This is a genomic window from Paenibacillus barengoltzii NBRC 101215 (genome assembly GCF_004000745.1).
Classification (GTDB): domain Bacteria; phylum Bacillota; class Bacilli; order Paenibacillales; family Paenibacillaceae; genus Fontibacillus; species Fontibacillus barengoltzii.
Genome location: NZ_BILV01000023.1, coordinates 1 through 23,131 on the forward strand (window position 1 = coordinate 1; position 23,131 = coordinate 23,131).

Below are 23,131 nucleotides of genomic sequence, written 5' to 3' on the forward strand. Positions count from 1 at the left end.
GTTAGCCCAACTCATCAAGCGGCTTTCCTACACATTAAGCTCCTTCCAAACTCATCAAGCGTACAACAGCACACCAAACTCCTTTCCAGCTCATCAAGCTCCTTTCGAGAAAACCCCATCACGAAAAAACAGACCCCATTTAAACCGGAGTCCGTTTTCATGCTCTGGACATGTCTACTATGTCTACGATTATTTTCTCCTCTATACTAGCTCTCCATCCTTTCCCTCATGCCCTCCACGCACAATCCAAACCTCAGCATCTGCCCACGGCTTGTGCCCGCGGACCGAAACTGCTGTATCTTTCCCTAGCTCAAAATCCCTGGCTGCGGAGTTACGCCAAATGCGGCCGCTAAGTCGCGCAGCTGAGCGTCGGTGATTTTTTGCAACACCGGGCGATCGCCGAGCAGCATGTAGATTTGCGCGGCCTTCTCCACCGTCTCGATCAAGCCAAACGCTTCGTCGATCGTCGTGCCGGCGGCAAAAATCCCGTGCTGCGGCCATATCACCACGCGGTGCTCACACATCTTCGCTGCAGTCGCCCGCCCGATGTCCGGGCTGCCGGGCACCATCCACGGCACGATCCCGATGCCGTCGGGGAATACCACAAGGCATTCCGTGCACATTTCCCACAGCGTTTTCGTCAGCTTTTTCTCGTCCAGCTCATGGACAAAGGTCATCGCCAGCGTATGCGTGGCGTGGCAGTGCATAATGACCCGGTGTGCCGGATCGACCTTCAAGCGCTCGATATGGCTCATCAAATGGGACGGCAGCTCGCTGGTTGGCAACGCCCCGTCCCGCAGGCCCCACAGCACCTCGACTTCATCGCCGCCTTCACTCACCCGCAACACACCCAGGTTTGCCTCCGGATCGGAGATCACATTTTTGAAATACTTGCCCGAGCCCGTTACGATAAAATAACATCCCGCCAGCTCCTTCACCGGAAACGTCAGCGGCAGCTTACGTCGCTCCGCAGCAGAGGCGGTTCCGATATATTTTTCTACCTCCGCCTCATGGAGCAAATAGCTGATGTTGCCGCCGTTGCGCTCATCCCAGCCCAACCGCCACATATGGTACGTAATTTCCGCCATCTCCCGGATAAACGGGACTTCCAAACCTGGGAGCCGCCAACCCTTCTCCACTTCCGATAACATTGTACTCACAGTAGGTTCCTCTCCTTACTCAAATATATAATGCTAAAAAAAAGCAGCTGCATGAGTTACCTTCGTTACCGCGCCGCGAGCACCTTCGTCTCGTAGTCTTTCAGTTCCGCCAGCCACGCCTCCCGCACCGGCACACCTTGGGAAGCGCAGAAGTAATCCCAAATCGCGCCGTACGGATACGATTTAAACTCTTCGACCAGCGCCAGTCGAGACGTGTAATCGCCGTCCAGCTCCAGCTGCTTTAACGTGTCAACCGGCTCCAGCATCGCCCGCAGCAGCGCTTTTTGGGTGTTGCGCGTACCGATGACCCAAGCCGCGATATGATTGATGCTGCCGTCGAAGAAATCGAGACCGATATGCGTGCGGTCCAGCAGTTCCCCACGCACCAGCTCACGAGCGATTTCCAACAGCTCGTCGTCCATCGTTACGACGTGGTCGCTGTCCCAGCGCACCGGACGGCTGACGTGCAACAGCAGCGCACGGCCAAACAACAGCCAGGAGGACAGCTTGTTGGAGATCGTCTCCGTTGGATGGAAATGACCGGCGTCGAAGCAAACCGCTTTGCCCCGGGATAACGCATAGCCCATGTAAAATTCATGCGAGCCAACGACATAACTTTCCGAGCCAATGCCAAACAGCTTGCTCTCGACCGCGTCGATGTTGTATTTCTCGTCGATTGGCTCGGCAAAAACTTCGTCAAGCGCCTCCATCAGACGGGCCCGCGGTGAAAGCCGATCCACCGGCGAGTCCTTGAACCCGTCCGGAATCCAGACGTTGGTGACGCAAGGCTGCCCAAGCGCACGACCAAACGATTCAGCGATTTTGCGCGATGCCTTACAGTGCTCGATCCAAAACTTGCGTATCTCCGGGTCCGGATGGCTGAGCGTAAATCCGTCCTTCGCTTTTTCATGGGAGAAGCAGGTCGGGTTAAAATCCAGCCCCAGCCCCCGCTCCTTCGCCCAATCGACCCAACCGGCAAAATGCCGCGGTTCCAGCGCGTCCAGCTCAACTGCTTCATCCGTATCTGCGTAAATAGCGTGCAGGTTGACTTTATGCTGACCCGGTATCAAACGAAGCGCTTGGTCCAGGTCTTGGCGCAGTTCCTCCGGCGTCCGCGCCCGCCCTGGATAACTGCCGGTAACCGCCAGGCCGCCGCCCAACTCCTGATCCTTGTTGAGGAATCCCTTAACGTCATCCCCCTGCCAGCAATGCAGCGAAATTTTGATTTGAGCCAGCCGGGCCAGCACAGCGTCGACGTCAATTCCATGGCGTTCATACAGCTTTTTTGCTTCGTTGTAGCTGGTTTGAATCGCGTTGTCCATGTTTGCTCCTCCTTTTTGGCCTAGATTCATTTATCTATCCGCTCAATGCTATAATCATCAATCCAATCGTCACCGCGCCAGCAAAGCCGCGAACCGTTTCCTTGCCTCTGCTATCTCATCGGCATGGTTCCCGTGAGGAACATACGTCCGGATCGAAAAAGACCGCCGAATCAGCTCACGTCCCTCGCTAATATCGCGAATAGCGCCGCTGCTGATCATCTGTACCAACAGATTCCCCAGCGCGGTGGACTCCGTTGGCCCGGCTTCCACCAGAATGCCCGCTACGTCCGCAGTCCATTGGCACAGCAGCTCATTGTTGGCACCGCCGCCAACGATGTGGAGCTTCTTCGGTTTTTGGCCGGTGAGCCTTGTCAGCTCCTGCAAGTAAACGTCATAAGATAAGGCCAGACTGTCAAAAATGCACCGCGCTACCTCACCCGGTGTACCCGGAACGGGCTGATTCGTCTCCCTGCAATACTGCCGGATTTCCTCGGTCATCTGCGCTGGATTTAGCAACCGGTCATCGTTGCAGTTGATCAGGGACCTAAGCGGCGTCGCGGCCTCGGCCAGCTCCACCAACTCCGCATAGCTGTACTGTTTTCCGTAATCCTTCCGGACCTCTTGGATCAGCCACATGCCCATGATGTTTTTCAAAAAACGGTACGTCCCGTACGCGCCCCATTCATTCGTATAATTGTGCTCCATCGCTTCCGGGGTCGCGAGCGGCTCCTGTCGCTCCACCCCGATCAGTGACCAGGTCCCGCTGCTCAGATACGCCCACGAATCACCGCTGGCCGGTACGCCCAGCACCGCAGAAGCCGTATCGTGCGTCGCCGCCACGATCAACTCGCATTCGGGCAGCCCATACTCCTGAACCAGCTCCGGCTTGATGGCCCCCAGCCGCGTCCCCGGCTCCGTCAGAGCCGGAAACTTCGATCGGGACAGCCCCAGAAGCGCGAGCAATTCCGGATCATAGTCGCGGGTTTGCAGATTCAGCAAAGAGGTGGTTGACGCATTAGTCATCTCGCTGATCCGCTGCCCGGTCAGCAAATAATGGAGATAATCCGGTACAAGCAAGATGTGCTTGGCTTTCGCCAACTCCTCACGATCGTGCGCATACAACTGATACAACGTATTAAAGGCTAAATGCTGAATCCCGGTTTTCTCATAGATCCGTGCAAATGGGATAATCGCGTGTACCTGAGGGACCGCCGCGTTCGTCCGGGTATCGCGATAAGCATATACTTCGCCGATCCGCTCACCTTTCTGGTCCAACAACGCATAGTCCACGGCCCATGTATCGATGCCCAACGTGCAGCGCTCGATGCCGAGCTTTTTCGCCTGTTGCAAGCCGCGGAGAATTTCTCGGTACAAATGATCGATATCCCAGTAACAATGCCTGTCACGCTCAGAAAACCCGTTATCAAACCGGTGGATATCCTGCAGCGACAGATGTCCGTCCTGCAGGGTTCCCCTTACCAGCCTCCCGCTGGAGGCGCCGATATCCACGGCAACGTAATCTCTCATCGCTAAACGCACCTCGCTCTGGAATGCTGCCTGTTCCTAATTTCATCCTATGTCTGTTTTTCTTTGAAGTCAACATAAACAAACAATTAATATGTTGTTTTATTTTTGTTTTTGTCTTTTTCGTGAAAATGTTCCTCTGGTCGCCTCCGCTCGCTTCCTCATAACCGGTTGCCAATCGCCCCTTTTTCTCGCTATGATGGGAAGGAATCAAGACCCTGGCGTCTTGACAATATGAACGGACCCGAGGTGAACGCCATGTTGGCGGCAGAACGCAAACAAAAAATTATCGACCTGCTGTATCAGGACAAGCGTGTTCTGGTATCCGAGCTCAGCCGGATGTTCGAAGTGACGGAGGAGACGATCCGCCGTGACCTGGAAAAGCTCGAGAAAGAAGGTATCGCAACCCGCTCCTACGGCGGCGCGATGCTCAATCGGCACACGAACGAAGACTTGCCATATACGACGCGGAACACGCTGAACGTGGAGATCAAGCGGGCCATCGCACTGAAGGCCATCGATTTGGTAAACGACGGCGACACGCTGATGGTCGACCCGAGCTCGACTTGCTTTGAATTTTTGAAGACACTGCATTCGAAAAACAACATCACCGTCATTACCAATTCCGTCAGCGTCCTCCACGAATTCGCCAGCTCGAACCTGAACATCATCTCCACCGGCGGTTCGCTGCGCGCCCGTTCCCTGTCGCTGGTTGGTCCTGCCGCCCAGGAAACGGTGCAGAAGTACAACGTCGACACCGCCGTGATCAGCTGCAAGGGCATGACGCCGGACAAAGGCATCTCCGATTCCAATGAGCCGGAATGCGAACTGAAGAAGCATATGCTTCGCCATGCCGACAAAGTGATTTTGCTGGCTGACCATACGAAGTTTGACAAGAATGCCTTCGTCAAGCTGGCCGATTGGGAGCAGATCGATTATTTAATCACCGACCAGCGCCCTTCGGAAGCTTGGCTGGAGCTGCTGCAAAGCAAGAACATCGAAGTGTTGTACTAGCACACTCGTTTCCTCACTCGGCTTAACCGACCAGCAGGGCGAACACGATGCCTGGGCCATGCACTCCAATCGTGAGATCGTTTTCAATATCCGCCGAGCGGCTGGGGCCGGAGATAAAATGGATGCCCGCAGGCAGGGCTTCACGCCCGGCTGCATCAAACGTCTCCAGCACCTCGCCCAGGCGGGTTTTTAGCCGTTCGACCGGGACGATGGCGAACAGTGCTGTCGGCAGCAGGCTGACCGAGCGCCCTTTCTCTGCCGCAGACTGAACGACCAGCGAACCGGTGTAGGCGACGGCAGAGTCCGACGCTACGATGCCGAAGTCCGCTTCTGCGGCCCGGGCGATCCAGGCCTCATCACGGTGCCCGTTCCATACGGACACCTTAGCTCCCACGGCAGCCAACGCTTCATCCAGCCCAAGCTCCGCGAGTAACCGATCGTCCTGGCGCACGATATAACGGGCGCCAAGCTCTTGCGCCTTGACCGTGATAAACTCCTTGGCCGCCTTTAAATCGGGGAGTCGGGCAACATGCCCGCCGGCTGCTGTCAAATTGTCTTCAAATCGCGCCAAGCGCTCCTCCAGCCCCCATTCCAGCTCACGCCAATACGTTGGCGCACCTCGAAACGGATGTGCCGGTGCCTCCTGCTGCCGCGGCCGTTTCAACTTCCCGGCTATCCGGTTCATGAACTGCTCCTGCTTTTGCCGCGCTTCCGCTTCCTTCTTTTTTAGCCATGCGTTATATTCGTTATCCATCATAGGTTTGACCTTCTTTCCGTACGAACGCAGGACCAGCATGATCCCCGGCGCTTCTTTGGGTTCGATCCGCTGCTTCACGCCCTTCCACCTTCGCCGCACGCCGGTTTAACGCCGCCTTCATTCGCTCCTGTGCCGCCTGTGCAGTCACGGTTAGGGCAGCGGATGCGCGCAGCTCATGTTGAAGCGTATCCCAGCGCTCACGGAACGGTTGGTTAGCCAAGCTTGGGGCAATGCGGTATTTGTTCCACCCCTTGAGCGGACCGATCCGCGCCGGAATTTCCCCGTTGCGTACAACTAGCCGCTGGACAACTCTTCCGGCCTTCAGCGCGCGATGAAATCGTTTGGAACTCGCCGTCACTGCGGCAAATCCCTTCATCCCCGCCGTCTCCAGCTTGTTGCCATAACCTTGCTCAACCTTGCGGCGACGCAAATACACAAGCATGTCGTGCAGCGGGATTTTAACCGGACAAGCTTCATAACAAGCGCCGCACAAGCTGGAGGCCGAAGCAATATCGTCCCATTCCGCTACGTTCTTGTTAAGCGCTGGCGTCAACACCGCTCCGATCGGGCCGCTGTACGTTCCGCCATAGGCATGACCGCCAATATGGCGATAGACCGGACAAGCATTCAGGCATGCGCCGCAGCGAATGCAGTTGAGCAGCTCCTGAAACTCCGGATCCCCCAGCTGCTCGGATCGGCCGTTATCGAGGATGATGATATGCATCTCCTCCGGACCATCTCCATCCGCCGTACGGCGCGGGCCGGTGATACCGGACATGTACACCGTCAGCTTCTGACCGGTGGCCGATCGCGGCAGCAGCGTAGCCATGACCTCCAGGTCACTCCAGGAGGGGATAATGCGCTCCATGCCCATAAACGTAATTTGCGTTTTGGGCACGGTCGATACCATGCGGGCGTTGCCTTCATTCTCGAACAGCACAATCGAGCCCGTCTCGGCGATGGCGAAGTTACAACCGGTCATGCCAATGTCCGCAGAGAGAAACTTCTCCCGCAGCTTCCGGCGCACAAACCCGGCAAGCACACTTGTCTCCGGCGGCAGCTCTTCCCCGGCCTCGCGGGACAGAAGTTCGGCGATCTGGTGACGGTTCTTGTGAATCGCCGGGATGATGATATGCGAAGGTGCTTCCCCTGCAAGCTGAATGATATACTCCCCCAGATCGGTCTCCACCGCCTCGATGCCCGCTTCCTCCAGCGCTCGATTGATGTGCAGCTCTTCGCTGACCATCGATTTCGACTTCACGACAGAGCGGGCTGCTTTATGAGCAGCAATCTCCAAAGCGATCTTCACCGCTTCCGCTCCCGTTTCGGCAAAATGGACATGCGCCCCATTCGCCCGGGCTTGTTCGGCAAACCGATTCAAGTAATAATCAAGATGCGCGATCGTATGCAGGCGAATTTGCCGTCCTCGTTCCCGCCATTCCTCCCAGTTGCCATGGTCTTCGGAGGCTTTGCGCTTCCCGTCCCGCAACCGTTCGGTTGTAAAGCGCACTGCTTTGCGCAAAAACTCATTGTTGAGCGCCAGCTCTGCCCGTTCCTTCACAGTCCTCATGCTCCGCTCACTCCTTCGTACAGCAGTTCAGCCAGATGCATGACTCGTACCGGCTGGCGGCGGTAGCGCAGTTGACCGGCGATATTCATCAGGCAAGCCATATCCAGACCGGTCAGCACCTCAGCGGACGTTTCCAGCACGTGATCTGCTTTTTCCGTCACCATCGCTCCAGAAATATCCGCCATCTTCACCGCAAACGTTCCGCCGAACCCGCAGCAATCCTCCGCAAACGGAAGCGGGACAAGCTCCAGACCCTTGACGTTTTGGAGCAGCGCCATCGGCTCCTCCTGAATGCCAAGCAACCGGCTGCCGTGACAGGACGGATGATACGTGACCTTATGCGGAAACACCGCCCCAAGATCGGTTATGCCCAGCACCTGGACGAGGAACTGGGTAAATTCATACGACTTTGCTTTCAGTTCTTCGGCCATCGCCAGCCGCACCGGGTCGTGCTCAAACAGCTTCGGGTAGTGATGGATCATCCCGATACACGAGCCGGAAGGTCCAATCACGAAATCGCTGTCCGCAAAAGCCTCCAGCAGCGTAGCCGCCGACCGCCGAGCTTCCTCCCAATACCCGCTGTTAAACGCCGGCTGGCCGCAGCAAGTCTGACCTTGCGGAAATTCCAGGCGGACCCCCACCCGGGCCAACAAACGGGCCATCGCTTCCGCGATTCGCGGGTACACCGCATCGCCGATGCAGGTAGCGAACATGGATACTTTGATGTCCGTCTTCGCCGCTGCCGTTATCGTGTCCGTTTGATTCCTCCGCTCCATCCTCGCACCTCCCATGACTTGATCTCCAACTTAGAAGCAATCTTCATATGAAATATTCTGCCTTACCGTACAAAAGCCGCCGGAACACCCCCATCAATCGTCAACATGCATCCGGTCGTTTTCGCCGCCTTGGACGAAGCGAAGAAGGCAACCCCTTCCGCAATATCTCGCGGATAAATATTAACCAGCAGCGTCGTACGCTTGCGGTAATACTCCTCCAATTGATCCGGCTCAATACCATAAGCGGCCGCTCGTTCGTTCCGCCAGTTGGAGTTCCAAATCGCCGAGCCCTGCAAAATCGCATCCGGCAAAATCGTATTCACCCGAATGCCAAGTTCTCCCCCTTCCGCCGCAATACAGCGGGCTAAATGAGCCTCCAACGCCTTGGCAGAGCTGTAGGCCGTAACGTTTTTGCCGGCATATACGGAGTTTTTGGAGCCAATGAACACCATGCTTCCACCAAGCCCCTGCTCCTTCATCAGCTTGAACGCTTCCCGCGCAACGAGAAAATATCCCGTTCCCAGCACCGACATATTCAGATTCCATTCCTGCAGCGACGTTTCGGTGAACGGGCTGGACGTGGCTAAACCAGCGTTGTTGACGATAATATCAACTCCACCGTAGGTCAAAGCCGTTTCGGCATAAGCCCTTGCAACCTGCTCCTCCTGCGTTACGTCCATTTTCACGGCCAACGCTCGATTTTCTCCGTATTTGGCGTTGATCTCGGCTGCAACCTTTTGCGCCCCTTCCAGATTGAGGTCCGCCAGCACGACATGAGCCCCTTCTTCCGCCAGTCGCCGTGCCGTTTCACTTCCGATGCCGCCAGCGCCTCCAGTGATAAACGCAACCTTGCGCGAAAATTCGGCTTCCAACGGAGCCAGCGACAATTTGTACAGCTCGAGCGGCCAATATTCAACGTTGTAGGATTCGTTTTCGCTGAGGGATACGAACCGGCCAATGGCCGTCGCGCCTTTCATCACCGCGATCGCCCGATGATACAACGCCCCGCTGAGCTTGGAATTCACCCAACTTTTTCCAGTGTTTAACATACCGATGCCAGGAATCAAAATCACACGCGGCGCTGCATCGAACATCACGTCATTCGCCTGCTTGTTGCGTTCAAAATAAGCCTGGTACTGCGCTTTGTACTCCGCGATGCCTGCCTTCAGCTTCTCCTTCAAACCGGCGACATCGGCGGCATCCGGCTTCCAGTCGATGAACAAAGGCACCACCTTGGTATGCACCAAGTGATCGGGACAAGCGGCGCCAACCTGCGATAGCTCGCCTGCATCCCGACTGCAAACGAATTCGAGCACATCCGCCTCATCATCAAACGTCACGATGACCGGCTTCTCCCCACTGGCCAGCCCCCGAACCAGCGGCATGATCTCGGCAGCAATCGCCCGGCGTTGTTCAGCTTCCAACGGCTTCGCAAATTGCCCGCCAAATACGCGGCCTTCCGCGGCTTGAGCAGCGCTTTTTGCTTCAATATACGCTTCCGCCTCATTGATAATGGCTATTGTTTTAGCGTAGCACTCCTCCTGCGTCTCCCCCCAGGTTACCAAACCGTGCTTCTCCATCAGCACCAGCTCCGCATTGGGGTTAGCCAGCACGCCTTCGGCGATCATTTGGGACAACTTGAAGCCCGGACGAATGTAAGGCACCCAGACAAAACGGTTGCCATAGATTTCCCGGGCAATCTCTTGGCCGTTGTCAGCGCAGCACAAGCTGATAATCGCATCCGGATGGGTATGGTCCACATGCTTAAACGGCAAAAACGCATGCAGCAGCGTTTCAATTGATGCCCGTGGATGTTTGGCGTCAATCATGCAATTTGCCAGATAAGCGACCATCTCTTCGTCCGTCATTTCCTCCCGCTCAAACAGCGGACGGATGTCGTCCATGCGCAATCCGGTGAAGTTGCCCGCCTTCATCGTCGCCAGGTCCGAGCCGCTGCCCTTCACCCACATCACCTCAATGTCCCGGCCGCGGAAGTCTTTCTCGATCGTTTTACTCGATGTGTTACCGCCGCCCCAGTTACAAACCCGACGATCTGCACCAAGCAGATTCGATCGGTAAACCAGCTGCTCCAAATCTGAGGATAATACCGATGCTTTAGATGAGTCCCATAAGTTCTGTACCATGATCTCTTGAACTACCTCCATTTTGGTTTGTTTGGTTTTTTCTTTATTTTTGTTTGTTTTAATTTTAAACCATTTGGGTTGTTTTGGGTATAGCGCTTTCACAAAATATTGCTTTAGCACTCTGTCCCCCTCACTTGACCTCTCTTACCCCTCTCTTCTGCCCCTTTTGCACCATTATCCCTTTCGCTCAGGTGGTGGTCTGGAGCTCAGGAGGTACAATTCAGAGAAAGGATCTGCATTATTTGTTGCTTCGTGAGGAACGAGAAATGGAGAATCGGTAAGGGAATGGAAACAGGGAGCGGGGAACGGCAACGGGCAACGGACTGCGGCAGCGGGTAACAGAGAGCAGAGAATAGAGAACGGAAACAGGTAACAAAAACAGAAACAGGAACAGGAACAGAGCATAACAAAGCAGAGCAGATACAAAGCAGAGCAGATACAAAGCACAAACAGAATCAAGCAAAACAGAAGCAGAGACAGTATCGGAATCGGAAGCAGAAGCAGGAACAGAAGTAAGAACAGAGGTAAGAACAGGAAACGTCGTATGGGGAACGCCACCCTGTTTTGCACCTGAACCTGACTAAGCGGGATAATCCTTAAAAAGACCGGCAACGAGCACCTCATCTCCACCTCCTCCACCAAAAAAAGAACTGATCCCATAAGCAACTGATGTGCTATAAGGATCAGTTCTTCCTTTAACTTATTTTGCTTTTGCAGCCCACTTGGCCCCGCCCCGCAGCAGCTTTGCCACTTCGGGATGCTGGAACGAAGGCAGATGATGCCCCGGCATCAGGAATACCACTTTGCCAAGTCCGTATGAATGCGCCCAAGCCGCCGGCCAATCCTGGCCCTCATGGCGGTACGTGAGCAGCACCTTTTTGGCACAGAACGGATCGAATTCGAAGCGGTAAGGCTCCTCCGCCAACGTAAACGGTTCGATTCCCTCCACAACCGGATGACTGGCGCCGCCAGAGTCAACTGCCACCCCAAACTCCAGCTCCGTGTAAGGCGGATGCTCTATAAATTTAGCGCCGATCAACTGGGCCAGTTCCGGGCGCACCTGCAGCGAGATTCCGTTGTGCACGACAAGCAGCCCGCCGCCATTCGCCACATAAGTGAGCAGTCCCGCTGCCTGCTCCGCGCTCACCGCCTCCTCCCAGCGGTCGGTATAGGAGATGAAGAGGTCGTATTTCTCCAAGGCACCTGAGGCCAACTGATCGTAGTCCAAGCTGGTCGTCAGCTCGAAATCGTCCTGCAGTATCTGCCGTAACTGTTCCTGTACTGCGTCCAACGGATGATACGGCGCATCCGCGTTATTCCCGATCACCAAGGCTTGCTTCCGCACATGACTCATCTTCCGTCTCCCCCTCTCTTTTTACCAAGCATAAGCTTGAGGTGCTGCACCGCCTGGGCCTGGGAAAATTTCATCCAATCGCTTCATCACCGCTTCATCCAGCTTGATCTCGACCACTCGGAGCGTATCTTGGAACTGCTCCAACGTACGCGGTCCGATAATCGGTGCAGTCATCGCCGGATGCGCCAGTGTCCAAGCTAATGCCACGTTTGCCTCGCTTTCACCCATCTCCCGGCAAAGTGCCGAAAACGCCTCAAGCTGCGTACGGAATTTCTCGTAGCGGTTGTCATTCGCTGTGCGCGAACCCGCCAGCTTCTTCGCCGCGTTGCCGCCCAGCAATCCGCCATCCAGCGGGCTCCAGGCTACGACGCCAATCCCGAGATGCTCCGCCGCCGGCAGCACCTCCAGCTCCGGTAAACGGCAGAGCAAATTATATTTGTGCTGCTCCGAGACGAGGCCAAGCATATGGCGGTTCTTCGCCTCATATTGCGCCTTCACCAAATCCCAGCCCGCAAAGTTGCTGGACCCGACATAACCGATTTTCCCTTGGACAATCGCAATTTGGAACGCTTCCCACAACTCATCCCAGGACACATTACGATCAATATGGTGCATCTGGTACAGCTCGATATGGTCGGTTTGCAAACGGCGCAGCGAGCCTTCCAGATGCCGGCGGATTTTGTAGGACGACAATCCTGCCGGACTATTCGGACCGTCCAATGGATCGCTCATATCGCCGTGTACCTTCGTTGCCAGCACGACTTTTTCCCGGCGTCCGCCCCCTTGGGCAAACCAGCGGCCAATGATTTCTTCGGTCTTACCGGCGTTTTTGCCCCATCCATAAATGTTCGCGGTATCGAAAAAATTCACTCCCGCGTCCAGCGCCGCATCCATGATCCGGAACGCTTCCTTCTCATCGGTGTTCACGCCGAAATTCATCGTGCCCAGACACAGCTTGCTTACCTTTAAACCGGAACGTCCCAAATACGTATACTCCATTGATCATTCCTCCATTTTTTATCAATTAATTTCATTAATGAAAAAATAAGGCTCTCAACCTACCACGGTAACACCTGACCCTCTACATCGAGGAATACGGGCTTCTCCAGAGATCTGTCTTCCCGTTCCATCGCCTCGCGGATAATGCCCCACAGTTTGCTAGCGGATTGCTCCGGTGTGAGGGTCGCCGCAGAATCCTTCTCGCCGCGCATAAACGTCTGCACCCAACCGGGATGCAGCACCAGCACTTGTCCGCCTTGCGCTTTGATGCCGTTATGTACGACGTTCGAGTGCATATTCACCGCCGTCTTCGACATCGTATAAGCGAACCAACTGTCTCTGTAGCACTGGCCAACGCTGCCCGCTTCCGAAGAGATATTGACGATCGTACGGCCGTTGCTGTTCAGGATCAGCTCAATTATGGCATTCGTCATACGCAGGCTCCCCAGTGCATTCACGTTATACACCTGCAGCATTTCTTCAAAGTTCAGTTCGCCAAGCACCGTCGTTTCGATATCGCCCAGAATCGCCGCATTATTGATCAGCAAATCGAGCGAATCCGTATGCTCCTTCACTTTGGCTGCAGCAGCCTGTACACTGGCATCACTCCCCACATCCAGATCCACGAGGATAAGCCGATCGCCGTACGTTGCAGCCAGCTCCGGCAACGCCTGTTCCTGAAGGTTATATCTCCCGGCAAAAACCAGGTGCCCTTCCTCAAGCAGCTGGCGTACCAATGCGAGTCCGATGCCGTGATCGGCCCCGGTCACCAATGCCGTATACCTCATTGTCGTCCACTCCTCTCCTTCGAAGCTTGCCTGTTTATGTTCATCTGACAGGGCCGCAATCTCTTTTATTGTAAACGCTTTTATCCGACGATAAAAGAGGGCATACCTTGCGGCAGCCCCCCAGATCCGTGTTTGAGCTTTAGGGTGTGACGACGCCCTTTTTCAGAATGAGATTGGCATATAACGCTCTCTCCCCGGTGGAGACGATCGCATACGCCTGTTTGGCCAGCTCGTAAAAAGCAAACCGCTCAACCTCTTCAAACGGCTGGTCCGCTGGATGATAGCGGCTTACAATTCTGCGATAGTCGTCCCAGATTGGTGTTTCCACTGGGTCGCCGGGCATCACCGCCATCAACGCTACCGGATGGTCCACGTAGCTGTCGAGCGGGAACAAGGGCAGGATCGCTTCCAGCAAATCGGGAATGCCATGACCGTCACAACGAATCAATCGCTGGGCATGGCTCGCAGCTGGAAAATTGCCGTCGGCAAGCACGATCTCGTCCGAATGCCCCATCTCCATTAAAACCTTCAGCAGTTCCGGCGAAATTAAGCTGGATATGCCCTTTAGCATGGGATCGACCTCCCTAATCGTTCGAATCGCTCATAGGCGGCAGCCCAGAGAGCGCTGCGTTTCTCGTTCTCCGGCCTGGTCGCTTGCTCCGGCTCATACACCTGTATCGGGAATGAAGCCTTCACCATTTCCAGGCCTTCTTGCAGGTCATGCAGCCAGCCGCCGGTCCGCAGCTGAACCAGCAGATTGCCGATGGCGCTGGCCTCCACCGGTCCCGCCCATACCGGGCGGCCAATTGCCTCCGCAGTTAAGCGGCAGAGCAGCTCGTTCTGAGTTCCGCCGCCCACCATATGCAACCCGGTAAATCGAGAGCCGGTCAGCTCTTCAGCCTGCTCCAGCACCTGGCGGTAGCGGAGCGCCAGGCTTTCGAGGATGCAGCGGGCGAAGGCACCAGGCGAATCCGGTACCGGCTGACCGGTATCCCGGCAATACGCCCGGATCTCCTCCGGCATATCGGCCGGATTCATAAACCGCAGATCATCCGGATCGATCAAGCTGCGCAACGGCTCGGCCTGTTCCGCCATTTCCACCAACTCGGCATACGTGTAGGCTTCGCCAGCCTGCTCCCATTTGCGTTTACATTCCTGAAGGATCCACAGGCCCATGATGTTTTTGAGCAAATGGTACGTGCCGTCTACGCCGCCTTCGTTGGAGAATTGGCGTTCCAGCACCGCCGGCGTGAGCAAAGGCTTCGCCATTTGCGTCCCCAGCAGCGACCAGGTGCCGCTGACCAAATAGGCGAACGCTGGTGTATCCGCCGGCACCGCCGCCGCAGCGGACTCCGTGTCGTGCGAAGCGACGGCCACGACCTTGATCGGCGGCACATCAAGCTCGGCGCACACCTCCGCCGTCAGCTCCCCGATCACGGTTCCAGGGGGAACCGGATCGGAGAAGATTCCGCTCGGGATGCCCAGCTCATCCATCAACGCGGCGTTCCACGCGCCCCGCCCCGGGTCGAACAGCCCGGTCGTGGTCGCCATCGTAAATTCACAGACCCGCTGGCCGGTCAGGAAATAGCTCAGCAGATCCGGCGTGAGCAGCAGCGTTTCGGCCAGATCGAGCTTGGGGGAGCCGGCTTTTTTCATGGCATATAGCTGGTATAACGTATTAAAGGGCATAAACTGCAATCCGCTTTCGCGGAACAAACGCTCTGCCCCAACCAGGGCAGACACTTCCTCCACCAATCCTTCCGTTTGACGATCCCGATAATGATACGGGATGCCCAGCAGCTCGACGTTCCGATCCAACAGACCAAAATCAACGCCCCAGGTGTCGATGGCGCAGCTTTCGGGACGATACCCGGCCTGGAACGCTTTGCGAATGCCCGACTTGATCTCCCGCAGCAGCATCGGTGTATCCCAATGCAGGTGCCCGCCAATCTGAACCGGAACGTTCGGGAAACGGTGGATTTCGGTGATGTGCAGCTTCCGAACGCCAGGCATGACAGCGGCGGCACCGGTGGTGTCATCCGGGCTTTCAGAACGGATCTCGCCGATGAACGCCCGACCGCTGCTTGCGCCCAAATCAAACGCAAGGACGCAAGGAATGCGTTGTGGTTCCGATGACATGCGTGTTCACCGTCCGATCACTTCATTTTTTGAAGCAGTGCAATCCGGTAGTCTTCACTTTCGAGGGCGGCGATGTCTGCGACCTCCTGATCCGTTAGCGGGACAGGGGTTCCCGCCGCTTTGGCGCTTAAATAAATTTTCGCGCTCTCCTCCACTACCTGGGTCCGGTAGAAGGCCTCCCGCAAATTTCGGCCCGTCGTCACCAGGCCGTGGTTCCCCAGCAAAATCGAGCTCGCTTCATTCACCTTCTCGGCGACTGCATTCGCCAGCAATTCCGTCGTTGGGATCAAATAAGGGATAAATGCCGTTCGGCCGACCAATGCGGCCTGGTCCGGGAACATGATTGGCAGCTCCCGCTCAATCAACGTAAACGCGATACAATGGGATGGGTGCGTATGCACCATTGCTCCCATGTCAGGCTTTTGGCGGTAGCCGTAAAGATGCATCAGCACCTCAGACGACGGGCGCAGGCCGATATCGGTCACCTCTCCGGTTGGGATATCCACCTCGATCCACTGCTCCGGCTCGATCTCCTCCAGCGCGAAGCCGCTGGGCGACAAGTACATTTTGTCGCCGGACCGGGCGCTGATGTTGCCCCCCGGCCCAACGACCAGCCCGCTGTCGACGATTTTGCGGGCGTATTTGCACAGTTCTAGGCGCGTTTCCATGTTTTGCATGGCGTTGTTCTCCTTTTTTATGAGGCTTGGTTGTCGAGTCACAGCTTATTTGTATAACGGCCCAAACGCAGCGCAAGCCCGGAAGTCGGCGCTCTCCGCATCCTCAGTACCGAACAGGCCCCAAGCCCGCGGGCGGAACACCTTCTCCTTCGGTACGTTGTGCATGCTGACCGGAATGCGCAAAATCGAGGCCAGCGTAATCAAGTCGGCGCCGATATGGCCGTAGCTGATGACCCCGTGGTTCGCGCCCCAATGATCCATCACGTCATAAACGCTGGTAAACGCGCCGCTGCCGGTCAGATTTGGAGCAAACCACGTTGAAGGCCACGTCGGGTCGGTCCGCTTGTCGAGCGTATCATGCACATGCTCCGGCAGGTCCACCGAGTAGCCCTCGGCGATTTGCAGCACGGGGCCAAGCCCTTTGACCAGGTTGAGCCGGGTCATCGTCATCGGCATGCCGCCGCGGGTCAAGTAGTCGGTGGAGAACCCGCCGCCCCGGAAATATTCCAGCGAAGCCGGACGGAACTGAGTGGCCTGCAGCATGCGCGCGACCTCTTCCTCGCTGATCTCCCAGAACGGCTTGATGACGGGATCGCCGTCTTTCATCTGCTCGCCGGTGCCGTCAAGCGCCGCCGAACCGGAGTTGATCAGATGCAGGATGCCTCCTGCTGCCCGGCCCTCCAGCTTGTAGCCAGTCACCCGCTCCACGGATGCCGGGCTCCAGTACGTCCGCACATCGGCAAAAATTTGCGCCGTATTCGTCAGCAAATAGCCAAACAACATGCCAACGCCGTTGAGGCTGTCATTTTCCGTAGCCACAATATAAGGCGCACGCGTCCCGTTCCAGTCAAACGACGAGTTGAGGATCGTCTCCATAAAATCGCCGTTCGGGAAATGATCCGTCCACTGGCGCTGTCCCTGGAAGCCGGAGGCGATCGCGTGATGGCCTTGCGCTTCCTCCTCGTAGCCCAATTCCGCTAGGCGCGGGTTGCCGATCATCAGGTCACGCGTGATCAGCGTCATTTTGACCACCGTCTCCCATTCCAGGTCTTTCCGCTCCCGCGATGTCTGCAAATGGGCCGGGTTATTGTCCGGACCTTCTTGGCAGTTCTGCTTCACCCAAGCCAGCGCCGCCTGGTATTCTTCGGGATCGTATATCCCTTCCTCCATCCGCCGCGTGAACTCGGTCATGTCGATATACTCGTTGCGCATCCCCAGATACTCTTGGAAAAAGGTATCGTTCACCATCGAACCAGCAATTCCCATCGACACCGAGCCCATCGACAAATACGCTCGATCACGCATCATCGCGGCTGCCAGCCCGCTCCGGGCAAAACGCAGCAGCTTCTCCTGCACGTCCGCCGGAATCCGGTCATCGCCTTCATCCTGCACATCCTCGCCGTAGATGCCAAAGGCCGGAAGCCCTTTTTGCGCATGGGCGGATAACACGGCGGCCAAATACACCGCTCCCGGTCGGCCGGTGCCGTTAAAGCCCCACACCGCCTTTGGAATCTGCGGATCGGTATCCATCGTTTCCGTGCCGTAGCACCAGCACGGCGTTACAGTGATGGACACCCCGACTTCCGCCGCCTTGAATTTCTTCGCTGCCGCCGCCGCTTCAGCGACGCCGCCGATGCAGGTATCAGCGATCACGCATTCGACCGGTTGTCCGTTCGGATAACGGAGCTCCGCCTCTAACAGCCGAGCTACCGCTTTGGCCAAGTTCATCGTTTGCTCCTCCAGGGATTCGCGTACCCCTCTTCGTCTGCCGTCAATCGTTGGACGAATGCCGATCTTCGGGAACCCGTCCCGCCATCTGTAACCGTTTTCAACCATAGCCAACCTGCCTCCTTGGACAATGAATTATAGTCCCATTCTATCGTTCGCTCCGCCCGTTCGAGAACCTACTATTTTGCCATCTTCCCCGCACAACATCGCAAAAAAGTGAACCCTCCCGTGCCTCCGCATCTGCCTATTCCTAGAAAATCCTCCCATCCTGCCTCACATCCGTTATAATGGAGCTATCCAATGTTCGGGAGGAACTGATCGTGCCGAAAATCGAAATTCCTTATCGCAAAAGCGACCGTTTTCGTTTCAAAAAAACGCCCGAATTACTCTACGCCGGCCAGGTCGTCGACGAGCGCCGCTTCTACGCGCCGCCGCAGATCCACGATTATTGCGAGATCCTGTATATCGTCGAAGGCCGCGGGGAATTCCGCATCGGCGGCACCATCTATGAAGTACATCCCGGGGATGTCGCTGTCTATAATGCCGGCGTCCCGCATGAAGAGCGTTCGATCAGCACCGAACCGTTTAAGGTCATTTATTGCGGTGTCGGCAACGTGCATATTGACGGCGTGCCGCCGGGGCAGCTGCTGCCCGCCTCCGTCGACCCGGTCATTCCGTGCGAGAAATACGCCTACAAAGTGGAGAGCTACCTGTCGGAGATGCTTCAGGAATGCGACTCCCAAGTGCTCGGATATGAGACGCTCAGCAATAATCTGCTCATGTCACTGATCACGCTGCTATACCGGATCGTGGACGTGAAGCATCCGTTTGATCCGCTGAAGGACAAGAACGAAATTACCGTCCGCACCAAGCAATTTATCGATAAGAACTACACCCGCAGCATCACGCTTAAAGAGATCGCCGATACCCTCTACGTCAGCCAACACTATTTATCTCATCTCTTTAAAAAAGAACTCGGCGATTCCCCCGTCAACTACCTTATTAACCGCCGGATTGAAGAGGCCAAGCGCCTGCTCCGGGAAACCAATGCGCCGATTCACGAAGTCGCCGCCCGGGTCGGTTACGGGAACGACAAATACTTCTCGATGCTGTTCAAGAAGGTGACCGGCCAATCGCCCAGCACTTTCCGGGAAATGAACTAAGCCTTGCAGCGATGGGCTGCAAGGCTTTTATTTTGCCAGTTTCAAGAGGTAACCTCCAGTTGGAATTCCATATGTGTGACTGCCTCTGGTGATCCCGGGCGATAGGGATAAATGATTTCCACGCAGCCATCCCGTTCCCGGACGATCGGCTCTGGAGCTGCAGCTTCCACACGCAGCGCCAATCCGGGAAAAGACCAGATCGTGGGGCTCACCCCCGATGCGGTCACCGCAGGGCCGCACACCTCAAAATAGACGTCCAGCGGTCTGTCCTGCTCCAAGATCACCGAGGCGGTCAATTTACCCGGCGACGCTTCTGCTTCCACATAATAGCCGCGCAGATGGGTGTTCCAGCTGCCCTCCGGCTCCCGGCGGATTAACCGCAACGCGTAGCGGCCTCCATCCTCACTCTGCCAATGGATCGTTGCCGGATGCAGCTGACCGTTCGTATTGCGGCTGCCTGAACATGCGCCGATCATCAGGTTCCGCCCCAGCCATGCAGTGGCCGTACACACGAAGCGGTTCTTACCGGGCTGATCCCGTTCGCACAGCTCGCGATATTGCCGAGTCACCCTCCGCTCCTCCGGCTCGCCAAGCAGCTTGGGCTTAACTGGCTCCGGTACATCCACGCCAACCAGCGCGATTATCGGATCATGCCCCGTCTCACAATTCACCCCGGCCAGATGCTTGAATCGTTCGCCAAACGCGAGATACAAGAACACGCCCAGCGAGCTGTGGGCCGTCATTTCCATCTCGTAGGCGCGGGCATAGGGGCCAGCCATATTTTCCAAGCCCGGGTGATAAAATAACGCAATCGTCTCCCACAACGCCTGCTCAATCGTATGTCCTATCGTTTTGAACCGATCGGTTCGGGCATATTTGCGGATTAGACCAAGCACGGTGAGGTCAACCCCGTAATAGGTGGTCGAATTAAACTCGGCGAACGTGCCAAATTCATGAAATTCTTCGAGGAATCGCTCTGCCTCACCGTCGGCATGACGAATCCACGCTTCATTGCCATAACGATACCCGTAATAATGGGTGACAAACAGATGCATCAGCTCGATGTTCGTATTCATCGGCACCGCATCCGACAGCCTGCGGTCGATGGAGCCGGTGACAGCTTTGACCATCGCATCATCCATGCGCTGAACCAACTCCCGGGGGAGTCTGGGCTCAAAATGCTCCAAAATCACGGCGAACGCGCAGGCGATAAACTCCCGCCAATTCGGGTCATAGCTTCGCCAGACCGGGGGAATGACTCGATCCGCCGCCCTCGCCAAGGCATCCTCTGCTTCCTTCCTGCTGACGTTTATTTTCCCGTTGCCTGCCACACCAAGCTCCTCGGCCAGATGACCGGAGATCTTCTCCAACAGGCTTGTAACGTAGTATGCGAAGCCCGGTCCGAAACGTTTCCACGGATAACCGCCCCGGGGAGGATCTGCCGCTTGCGGTGCAGTTTTAAACGTGCCGTGAAAGATTTCGTCCGGCGCATCAAGTTGCAGGTTCAGCACCTCATTCAACACAGCGCAAGCCCGCTCCGTATCCCCTTCGCCGTTCCGGATTAACAATCCGACGGCATAATGCGCACTGCCGCGAGTTGAATGCCACTCGCTCCGCCCGTCCTCCGCATTTCGCAGCAGGTGTTTGGCCTCGTCATAATGACGGTCCATTTCCTCCAACGCCTGCTTCACCAAAAACACCTGCTCCGGTGTCATGTGCTCCAGCATGCTGCCCGCCATTTTATCATCGTCCTTCCTCGGCAGATCCAAAGGCCTTCAACTGCATCACTTCCACTGCGGCCAACATCATAATGCCGATGCCGTGATTGTCGTTCCGAACCGTCCGCAGATCCTCCATATAATAATCCGGCGAGAAGGAATACCGGGAACCGCTGCAGACGCCATGGACATTGCCCTGGCGGTCAATCGCCTGCGCGGTCAGCCCTCTCCATCCTTTAAGCGCCGCCTCAGCGTAAGGCCCCTCGCGATCAAGCCAGCCGAAGCGAACGCCGCGGGAAAAGGCATAGACAAACATCGCAGTACAGGATGCCTCCAAATAAGCGTCCGGCCGATTTAGAACCTGGTGCCATAACCCGGAATCGGATTGAAGTGCGGCAATGCCTTGACTTAATTCACGGAACATCGCCAGCAGCTCCTCCCGATCCTCATGCGTTTCGGGCAGCCGCTCCAGCAGCTCGCTTAACGAAAACAGCACCCACCCATTCCCCCGTCCCCAAGGGATTCGGGTTGGCAGGCCGTATTTAAAGTCATAAACATGGGACATGATCTGCTGTTCGCTCATATACAGATAGCGCTTAAAGCGTAAAAACTGCTTCGCCGCTTCATCGATAGCATCAGCCTCCCCCGTCACCATCGAATAACGGACGAGAAACGGGGCGCTCATATACAAATCGTCTGCCCACATCGTATCAGCCGAATATTCACCTTCACAACGCCGGTAAAAGGCTCCGTCCTCCCGACGTTCTAACCGATGCAGCATAAAATCGGCGATCGTGTCCGCAATCTGGCGGAACTCAGCCTGCTCCGCTCCATCTAAATAAGCTTCCAGCATCGCGGATCCGAAGGAGCCGCAATTGTCCAGCATCCGCATGAGCACCAGCTGATGGTTGATCCCCGGAAAACCGTATTCCTCCCGGTCCCAAAGCGAGTATTCATACATTTCCGTACAGGTGGAAATATGGGAGAGGGCATAGCGCCGGATGTCTGGGCGATTTAATGCCTTCGCCGTGCGGAGTAAGCCATACATCGTCACGCCCAGCGGGTAATCCCAGCGCCCGAAATTGGTGGCTCCTTCTGTTGTCCACTTGTTGCTTAGCATGGCATTTTCGTAAAAAGGCCGCACGCGCATCTCCGGAGCATCCACCTCCCAGTAAATCGGGCCTCCCAAACCGTCAAACGGCCTCTTGAGCGTGCGGACCTCTTGCGGCTTCAGCATCCTTTCCGCCGGAAAGGGGCCGAGGTACAACCACGGGCTGGGATTGCCATGAACCTTCACCGGATCAGTGAAAGCCAGCGGCTTCCCCCCGGCTTCCGCCGCCAGTTCGAAGCCCCAGCGTTCCTTCGCGCTTTCCGTTCGCACCACGATCTGCCGAACTCCCGGCTGTACCTTTGCTTGAATATGGAACGGTCCACCGCCCGTAACGGTGGTTGCCAGCGTATCATCCACCCAGATCTGCGTCGTTCCCCAAACGGTTCCGCTCAGCTCGATGCTATCGGCGGAGGCTGGGATACGGACCGAACTCCAGGCATAAGCCGCTGCAGGCTGAGCCGGATTGCCACAGATTCGTTCCAGATTCGGCAGTCCTTGTGATTGTTCCGGCCATTTTACTGCCGGAAACCATTTCAACCCAGTCGCCGCTTCAGATCCTTGCCAATCCGGATAAGCCTGGCCTTGGTCGCTTCCACCGAAGCAGGCCGTCTTCACCGGCTCGGAATACACCCAGCCAGCACTCCCCTGCCGGTCGGCAAACGGGGCTAAGACCTGCAGAATCCGTACCTTCGCTTCATCGGCCCCGAACCGGCAGCCGAAGCCGGAGGGAGTTTTTCGCGCCTCGATCAGCAGTGTGTTCCAGCCCGAGGTGAATACGAGCGGCACCTTAATTCGCGCCTTGGGGTCGAGTTCGTCAACAACCGTAGAACGGTATTCCAACTTCTCGTTTACGAACAGCCGCACCGGCCCCAACGGCTCCAAGACACCGTCGATCGCCCGCTCCCCGTCACTCCAGACCAGCCCGTACGCATAGACGTAATCACCATCCTCCGCATGCGGAAGCTTGGCGGGAAAGTCCATGTCATACAAGCCTTCTGCCGTCTGCAAAATTCCCGTTTTGGAGAAAGTGCGCAGCGCAAACGGGATCGGCGGATTCGCCCCGATATACCTTGCGGCGATCACTTCCAAAATCCGTTCGTCTTCTTCACCGAAGCCATAATAGGAACTTTTCCGATCCTCCATATATTCGCCCAAGTTGATGTCTCCTTCCCTTCTAACCCTGGCTA

General features: G+C 56.3%; 18 protein-coding genes. 2 read left to right on the plus strand and 16 right to left on the minus strand.

The window, feature by feature from the left end:
- Positions 1 to 305: 305 nt before the first annotated feature.
- The 3 genes from rhaD to rhaB form a co-directional block, all read right to left on the minus strand.
- A complete protein-coding gene (rhaD, locus tag PBA01S_RS08565; protein WP_371859516.1) occupies positions 306 to 1,151 on the minus strand; it encodes a rhamnulose-1-phosphate aldolase in 846 nt (281 codons plus the stop codon).
- A 74-nt stretch (positions 1,152 to 1,225) separates the two neighbouring features.
- The gene (rhaA, locus tag PBA01S_RS08570) at positions 1,226 to 2,482 is read right to left on the minus strand and encodes an L-rhamnose isomerase (protein WP_127575786.1); all 1,257 of its coding nucleotides are present in this window, start codon (positions 2,480 to 2,482) and stop codon (positions 1,226 to 1,228) included.
- Between the two features lie 69 nt (positions 2,483 to 2,551).
- Positions 2,552 to 4,009 (minus strand): rhamnulokinase, encoded by a 1,458-nt coding sequence (rhaB, locus tag PBA01S_RS08575; protein WP_127575787.1) that lies wholly within the window; start codon positions 4,007 to 4,009, stop codon positions 2,552 to 2,554.
- Positions 4,010 to 4,264: 255 nt separating this feature from the next.
- Here rhaB and PBA01S_RS08580 point away from each other — a divergent pair, with 255 nt between their 5' ends.
- Positions 4,265 to 5,020, plus strand: coding sequence for a DeoR/GlpR family DNA-binding transcription regulator (locus tag PBA01S_RS08580; RefSeq protein WP_028537402.1), 756 nt, complete (start codon positions 4,265 to 4,267; stop codon positions 5,018 to 5,020).
- Between the two features lie 22 nt (positions 5,021 to 5,042).
- Here the strand turns inward: PBA01S_RS08580 and PBA01S_RS08585 are convergent, their stop codons facing one another.
- The 11 genes from PBA01S_RS08585 to PBA01S_RS08635 all read right to left on the minus strand — a co-directional run bounded on the left by PBA01S_RS08585 (position 5,043) and on the right by PBA01S_RS08635 (position 18,060).
- On the minus strand, positions 5,043 to 5,774 hold the full coding sequence (locus PBA01S_RS08585) for a LutC/YkgG family protein (protein ID WP_127575805.1): 732 nt from the start codon (positions 5,772 to 5,774) through the stop codon (positions 5,043 to 5,045).
- Entirely contained in the window at positions 5,767 to 7,347 is a 1,581-nt protein-coding gene (locus tag PBA01S_RS08590; RefSeq protein WP_085168770.1) for a LutB/LldF family L-lactate oxidation iron-sulfur protein, read from the minus strand. Before PBA01S_RS08590 ends, PBA01S_RS08585 begins: the two co-directional genes overlap by 8 nt.
- Positions 7,344 to 8,072 carry a (Fe-S)-binding protein gene (locus PBA01S_RS08595; RefSeq protein ID WP_085278102.1) on the minus strand — a complete coding sequence of 243 codons (729 nt, stop codon included), beginning with the start codon at positions 8,070 to 8,072 and terminating at the stop codon, positions 7,344 to 7,346. The genes PBA01S_RS08590 and PBA01S_RS08595 overlap by 4 nt, the downstream gene beginning before the upstream one ends.
- Before the next feature lie 113 nt (positions 8,073 to 8,185).
- Positions 8,186 to 10,267, minus strand: coding sequence for a bifunctional aldolase/short-chain dehydrogenase (locus tag PBA01S_RS08600; protein ID WP_127575788.1), 2,082 nt, complete (start codon positions 10,265 to 10,267; stop codon positions 8,186 to 8,188).
- A 700-nt stretch (positions 10,268 to 10,967) separates the two neighbouring features.
- Complete coding sequence (locus PBA01S_RS08605) at positions 10,968 to 11,621, minus strand: ThuA domain-containing protein (protein ID WP_028537398.1); 654 nt, start codon at positions 11,619 to 11,621, stop codon at positions 10,968 to 10,970.
- Between the two features lie 21 nt (positions 11,622 to 11,642).
- A complete protein-coding gene (locus PBA01S_RS08610) occupies positions 11,643 to 12,620 on the minus strand; it encodes an aldo/keto reductase (RefSeq protein WP_085168767.1) in 978 nt (325 codons plus the stop codon).
- 59 nt (positions 12,621 to 12,679) lie between these two features.
- Positions 12,680 to 13,408, minus strand: a complete 729-nt coding sequence (locus PBA01S_RS08615) for an SDR family NAD(P)-dependent oxidoreductase (protein WP_085278038.1) — start codon at positions 13,406 to 13,408, stop codon at positions 12,680 to 12,682.
- 139 nt (positions 13,409 to 13,547) lie between these two features.
- Positions 13,548 to 13,979 carry an L-fucose mutarotase gene (gene fucU, locus PBA01S_RS08620; RefSeq protein WP_127575789.1) on the minus strand — a complete coding sequence of 144 codons (432 nt, stop codon included), beginning with the start codon at positions 13,977 to 13,979 and terminating at the stop codon, positions 13,548 to 13,550.
- Positions 13,973 to 15,547: a rhamnulokinase gene (locus tag PBA01S_RS08625; RefSeq protein ID WP_028537396.1), complete on the minus strand. Its 1,575-nt coding sequence runs from the start codon at positions 15,545 to 15,547 to the stop codon at positions 13,973 to 13,975. The genes fucU and PBA01S_RS08625 overlap by 7 nt, the downstream gene beginning before the upstream one ends.
- Before the next feature lie 17 nt (positions 15,548 to 15,564).
- Positions 15,565 to 16,224, minus strand: coding sequence for a class II aldolase/adducin family protein (locus tag PBA01S_RS08630; RefSeq protein ID WP_028537395.1), 660 nt, complete (start codon positions 16,222 to 16,224; stop codon positions 15,565 to 15,567).
- Between the two features lie 45 nt (positions 16,225 to 16,269).
- Positions 16,270 to 18,060 carry an L-fucose isomerase gene (locus tag PBA01S_RS08635; RefSeq protein WP_028537394.1) on the minus strand — a complete coding sequence of 597 codons (1,791 nt, stop codon included), beginning with the start codon at positions 18,058 to 18,060 and terminating at the stop codon, positions 16,270 to 16,272.
- 212 nt (positions 18,061 to 18,272) lie between these two features.
- Here PBA01S_RS08635 and PBA01S_RS08640 point away from each other — a divergent pair, with 212 nt between their 5' ends.
- The gene (locus PBA01S_RS08640; protein WP_016311321.1) at positions 18,273 to 19,115 is read left to right on the plus strand and encodes an AraC family transcriptional regulator; all 843 of its coding nucleotides are present in this window, start codon (positions 18,273 to 18,275) and stop codon (positions 19,113 to 19,115) included.
- A gap of 41 nt (positions 19,116 to 19,156) precedes the next feature.
- Here PBA01S_RS08640 and PBA01S_RS08645 read toward each other — a convergent pair whose 3' ends face one another.
- On the minus strand, positions 19,157 to 20,854 hold the full coding sequence (locus PBA01S_RS08645; RefSeq protein ID WP_127575790.1) for a DUF8769 domain-containing protein: 1,698 nt from the start codon (positions 20,852 to 20,854) through the stop codon (positions 19,157 to 19,159).
- A 4-nt stretch (positions 20,855 to 20,858) separates the two neighbouring features.
- A complete protein-coding gene (locus PBA01S_RS08650; protein ID WP_127575791.1) occupies positions 20,859 to 23,099 on the minus strand; it encodes a glycoside hydrolase family 88/105 protein in 2,241 nt (746 codons plus the stop codon).
- Positions 23,100 to 23,131 lie beyond the last annotated feature (32 nt).

Excerpts from the sequence above, each read along its gene's own strand:
- PBA01S_RS08590 (WP_085168770.1), bottom strand. The coding sequence starts at position 7,347 with ATGAGGACTGTGAAGGAACGGGCAGAGCTGGCGCTCAACAATGAGTTT.
- rhaB (WP_127575787.1), bottom strand. The coding sequence starts at position 4,009 with ATGAGAGATTACGTTGCCGTGGATATCGGCGCCTCCAGCGGGAGGCTG.
- PBA01S_RS08615 (WP_085278038.1), bottom strand. The coding sequence starts at position 13,408 with ATGAGGTATACGGCATTGGTGACCGGGGCCGATCACGGCATCGGACTC.
- PBA01S_RS08580 (WP_028537402.1), top strand. The coding sequence starts at position 4,265 with ATGTTGGCGGCAGAACGCAAACAAAAAATTATCGACCTGCTGTATCAG.
- PBA01S_RS08625 (WP_028537396.1), bottom strand. The coding sequence starts at position 15,547 with ATGTCATCGGAACCACAACGCATTCCTTGCGTCCTTGCGTTTGATTTG.
- PBA01S_RS08635 (WP_028537394.1), bottom strand. The coding sequence starts at position 18,060 with ATGGTTGAAAACGGTTACAGATGGCGGGACGGGTTCCCGAAGATCGGC.
- fucU (WP_127575789.1), bottom strand. The coding sequence starts at position 13,979 with ATGCTAAAGGGCATATCCAGCTTAATTTCGCCGGAACTGCTGAAGGTT.
- PBA01S_RS08610 (WP_085168767.1), bottom strand. The coding sequence starts at position 12,620 with ATGGAGTATACGTATTTGGGACGTTCCGGTTTAAAGGTAAGCAAGCTG.
- PBA01S_RS08605 (WP_028537398.1), bottom strand. The coding sequence starts at position 11,621 with ATGAGTCATGTGCGGAAGCAAGCCTTGGTGATCGGGAATAACGCGGAT.
- PBA01S_RS08630 (WP_028537395.1), bottom strand. The coding sequence starts at position 16,224 with ATGCAAAACATGGAAACGCGCCTAGAACTGTGCAAATACGCCCGCAAA.
- PBA01S_RS08645 (WP_127575790.1), bottom strand. The coding sequence starts at position 20,854 with ATGGCGGGCAGCATGCTGGAGCACATGACACCGGAGCAGGTGTTTTTG.
- rhaA (WP_127575786.1), bottom strand. The coding sequence starts at position 2,482 with ATGGACAACGCGATTCAAACCAGCTACAACGAAGCAAAAAAGCTGTAT.
- rhaD (WP_371859516.1), bottom strand. The coding sequence starts at position 1,151 with ATGTTATCGGAAGTGGAGAAGGGTTGGCGGCTCCCAGGTTTGGAAGTC.
- PBA01S_RS08585 (WP_127575805.1), bottom strand. The coding sequence starts at position 5,774 with ATGGATAACGAATATAACGCATGGCTAAAAAAGAAGGAAGCGGAAGCG.
- PBA01S_RS08600 (WP_127575788.1), bottom strand. The coding sequence starts at position 10,267 with ATGGTACAGAACTTATGGGACTCATCTAAAGCATCGGTATTATCCTCA.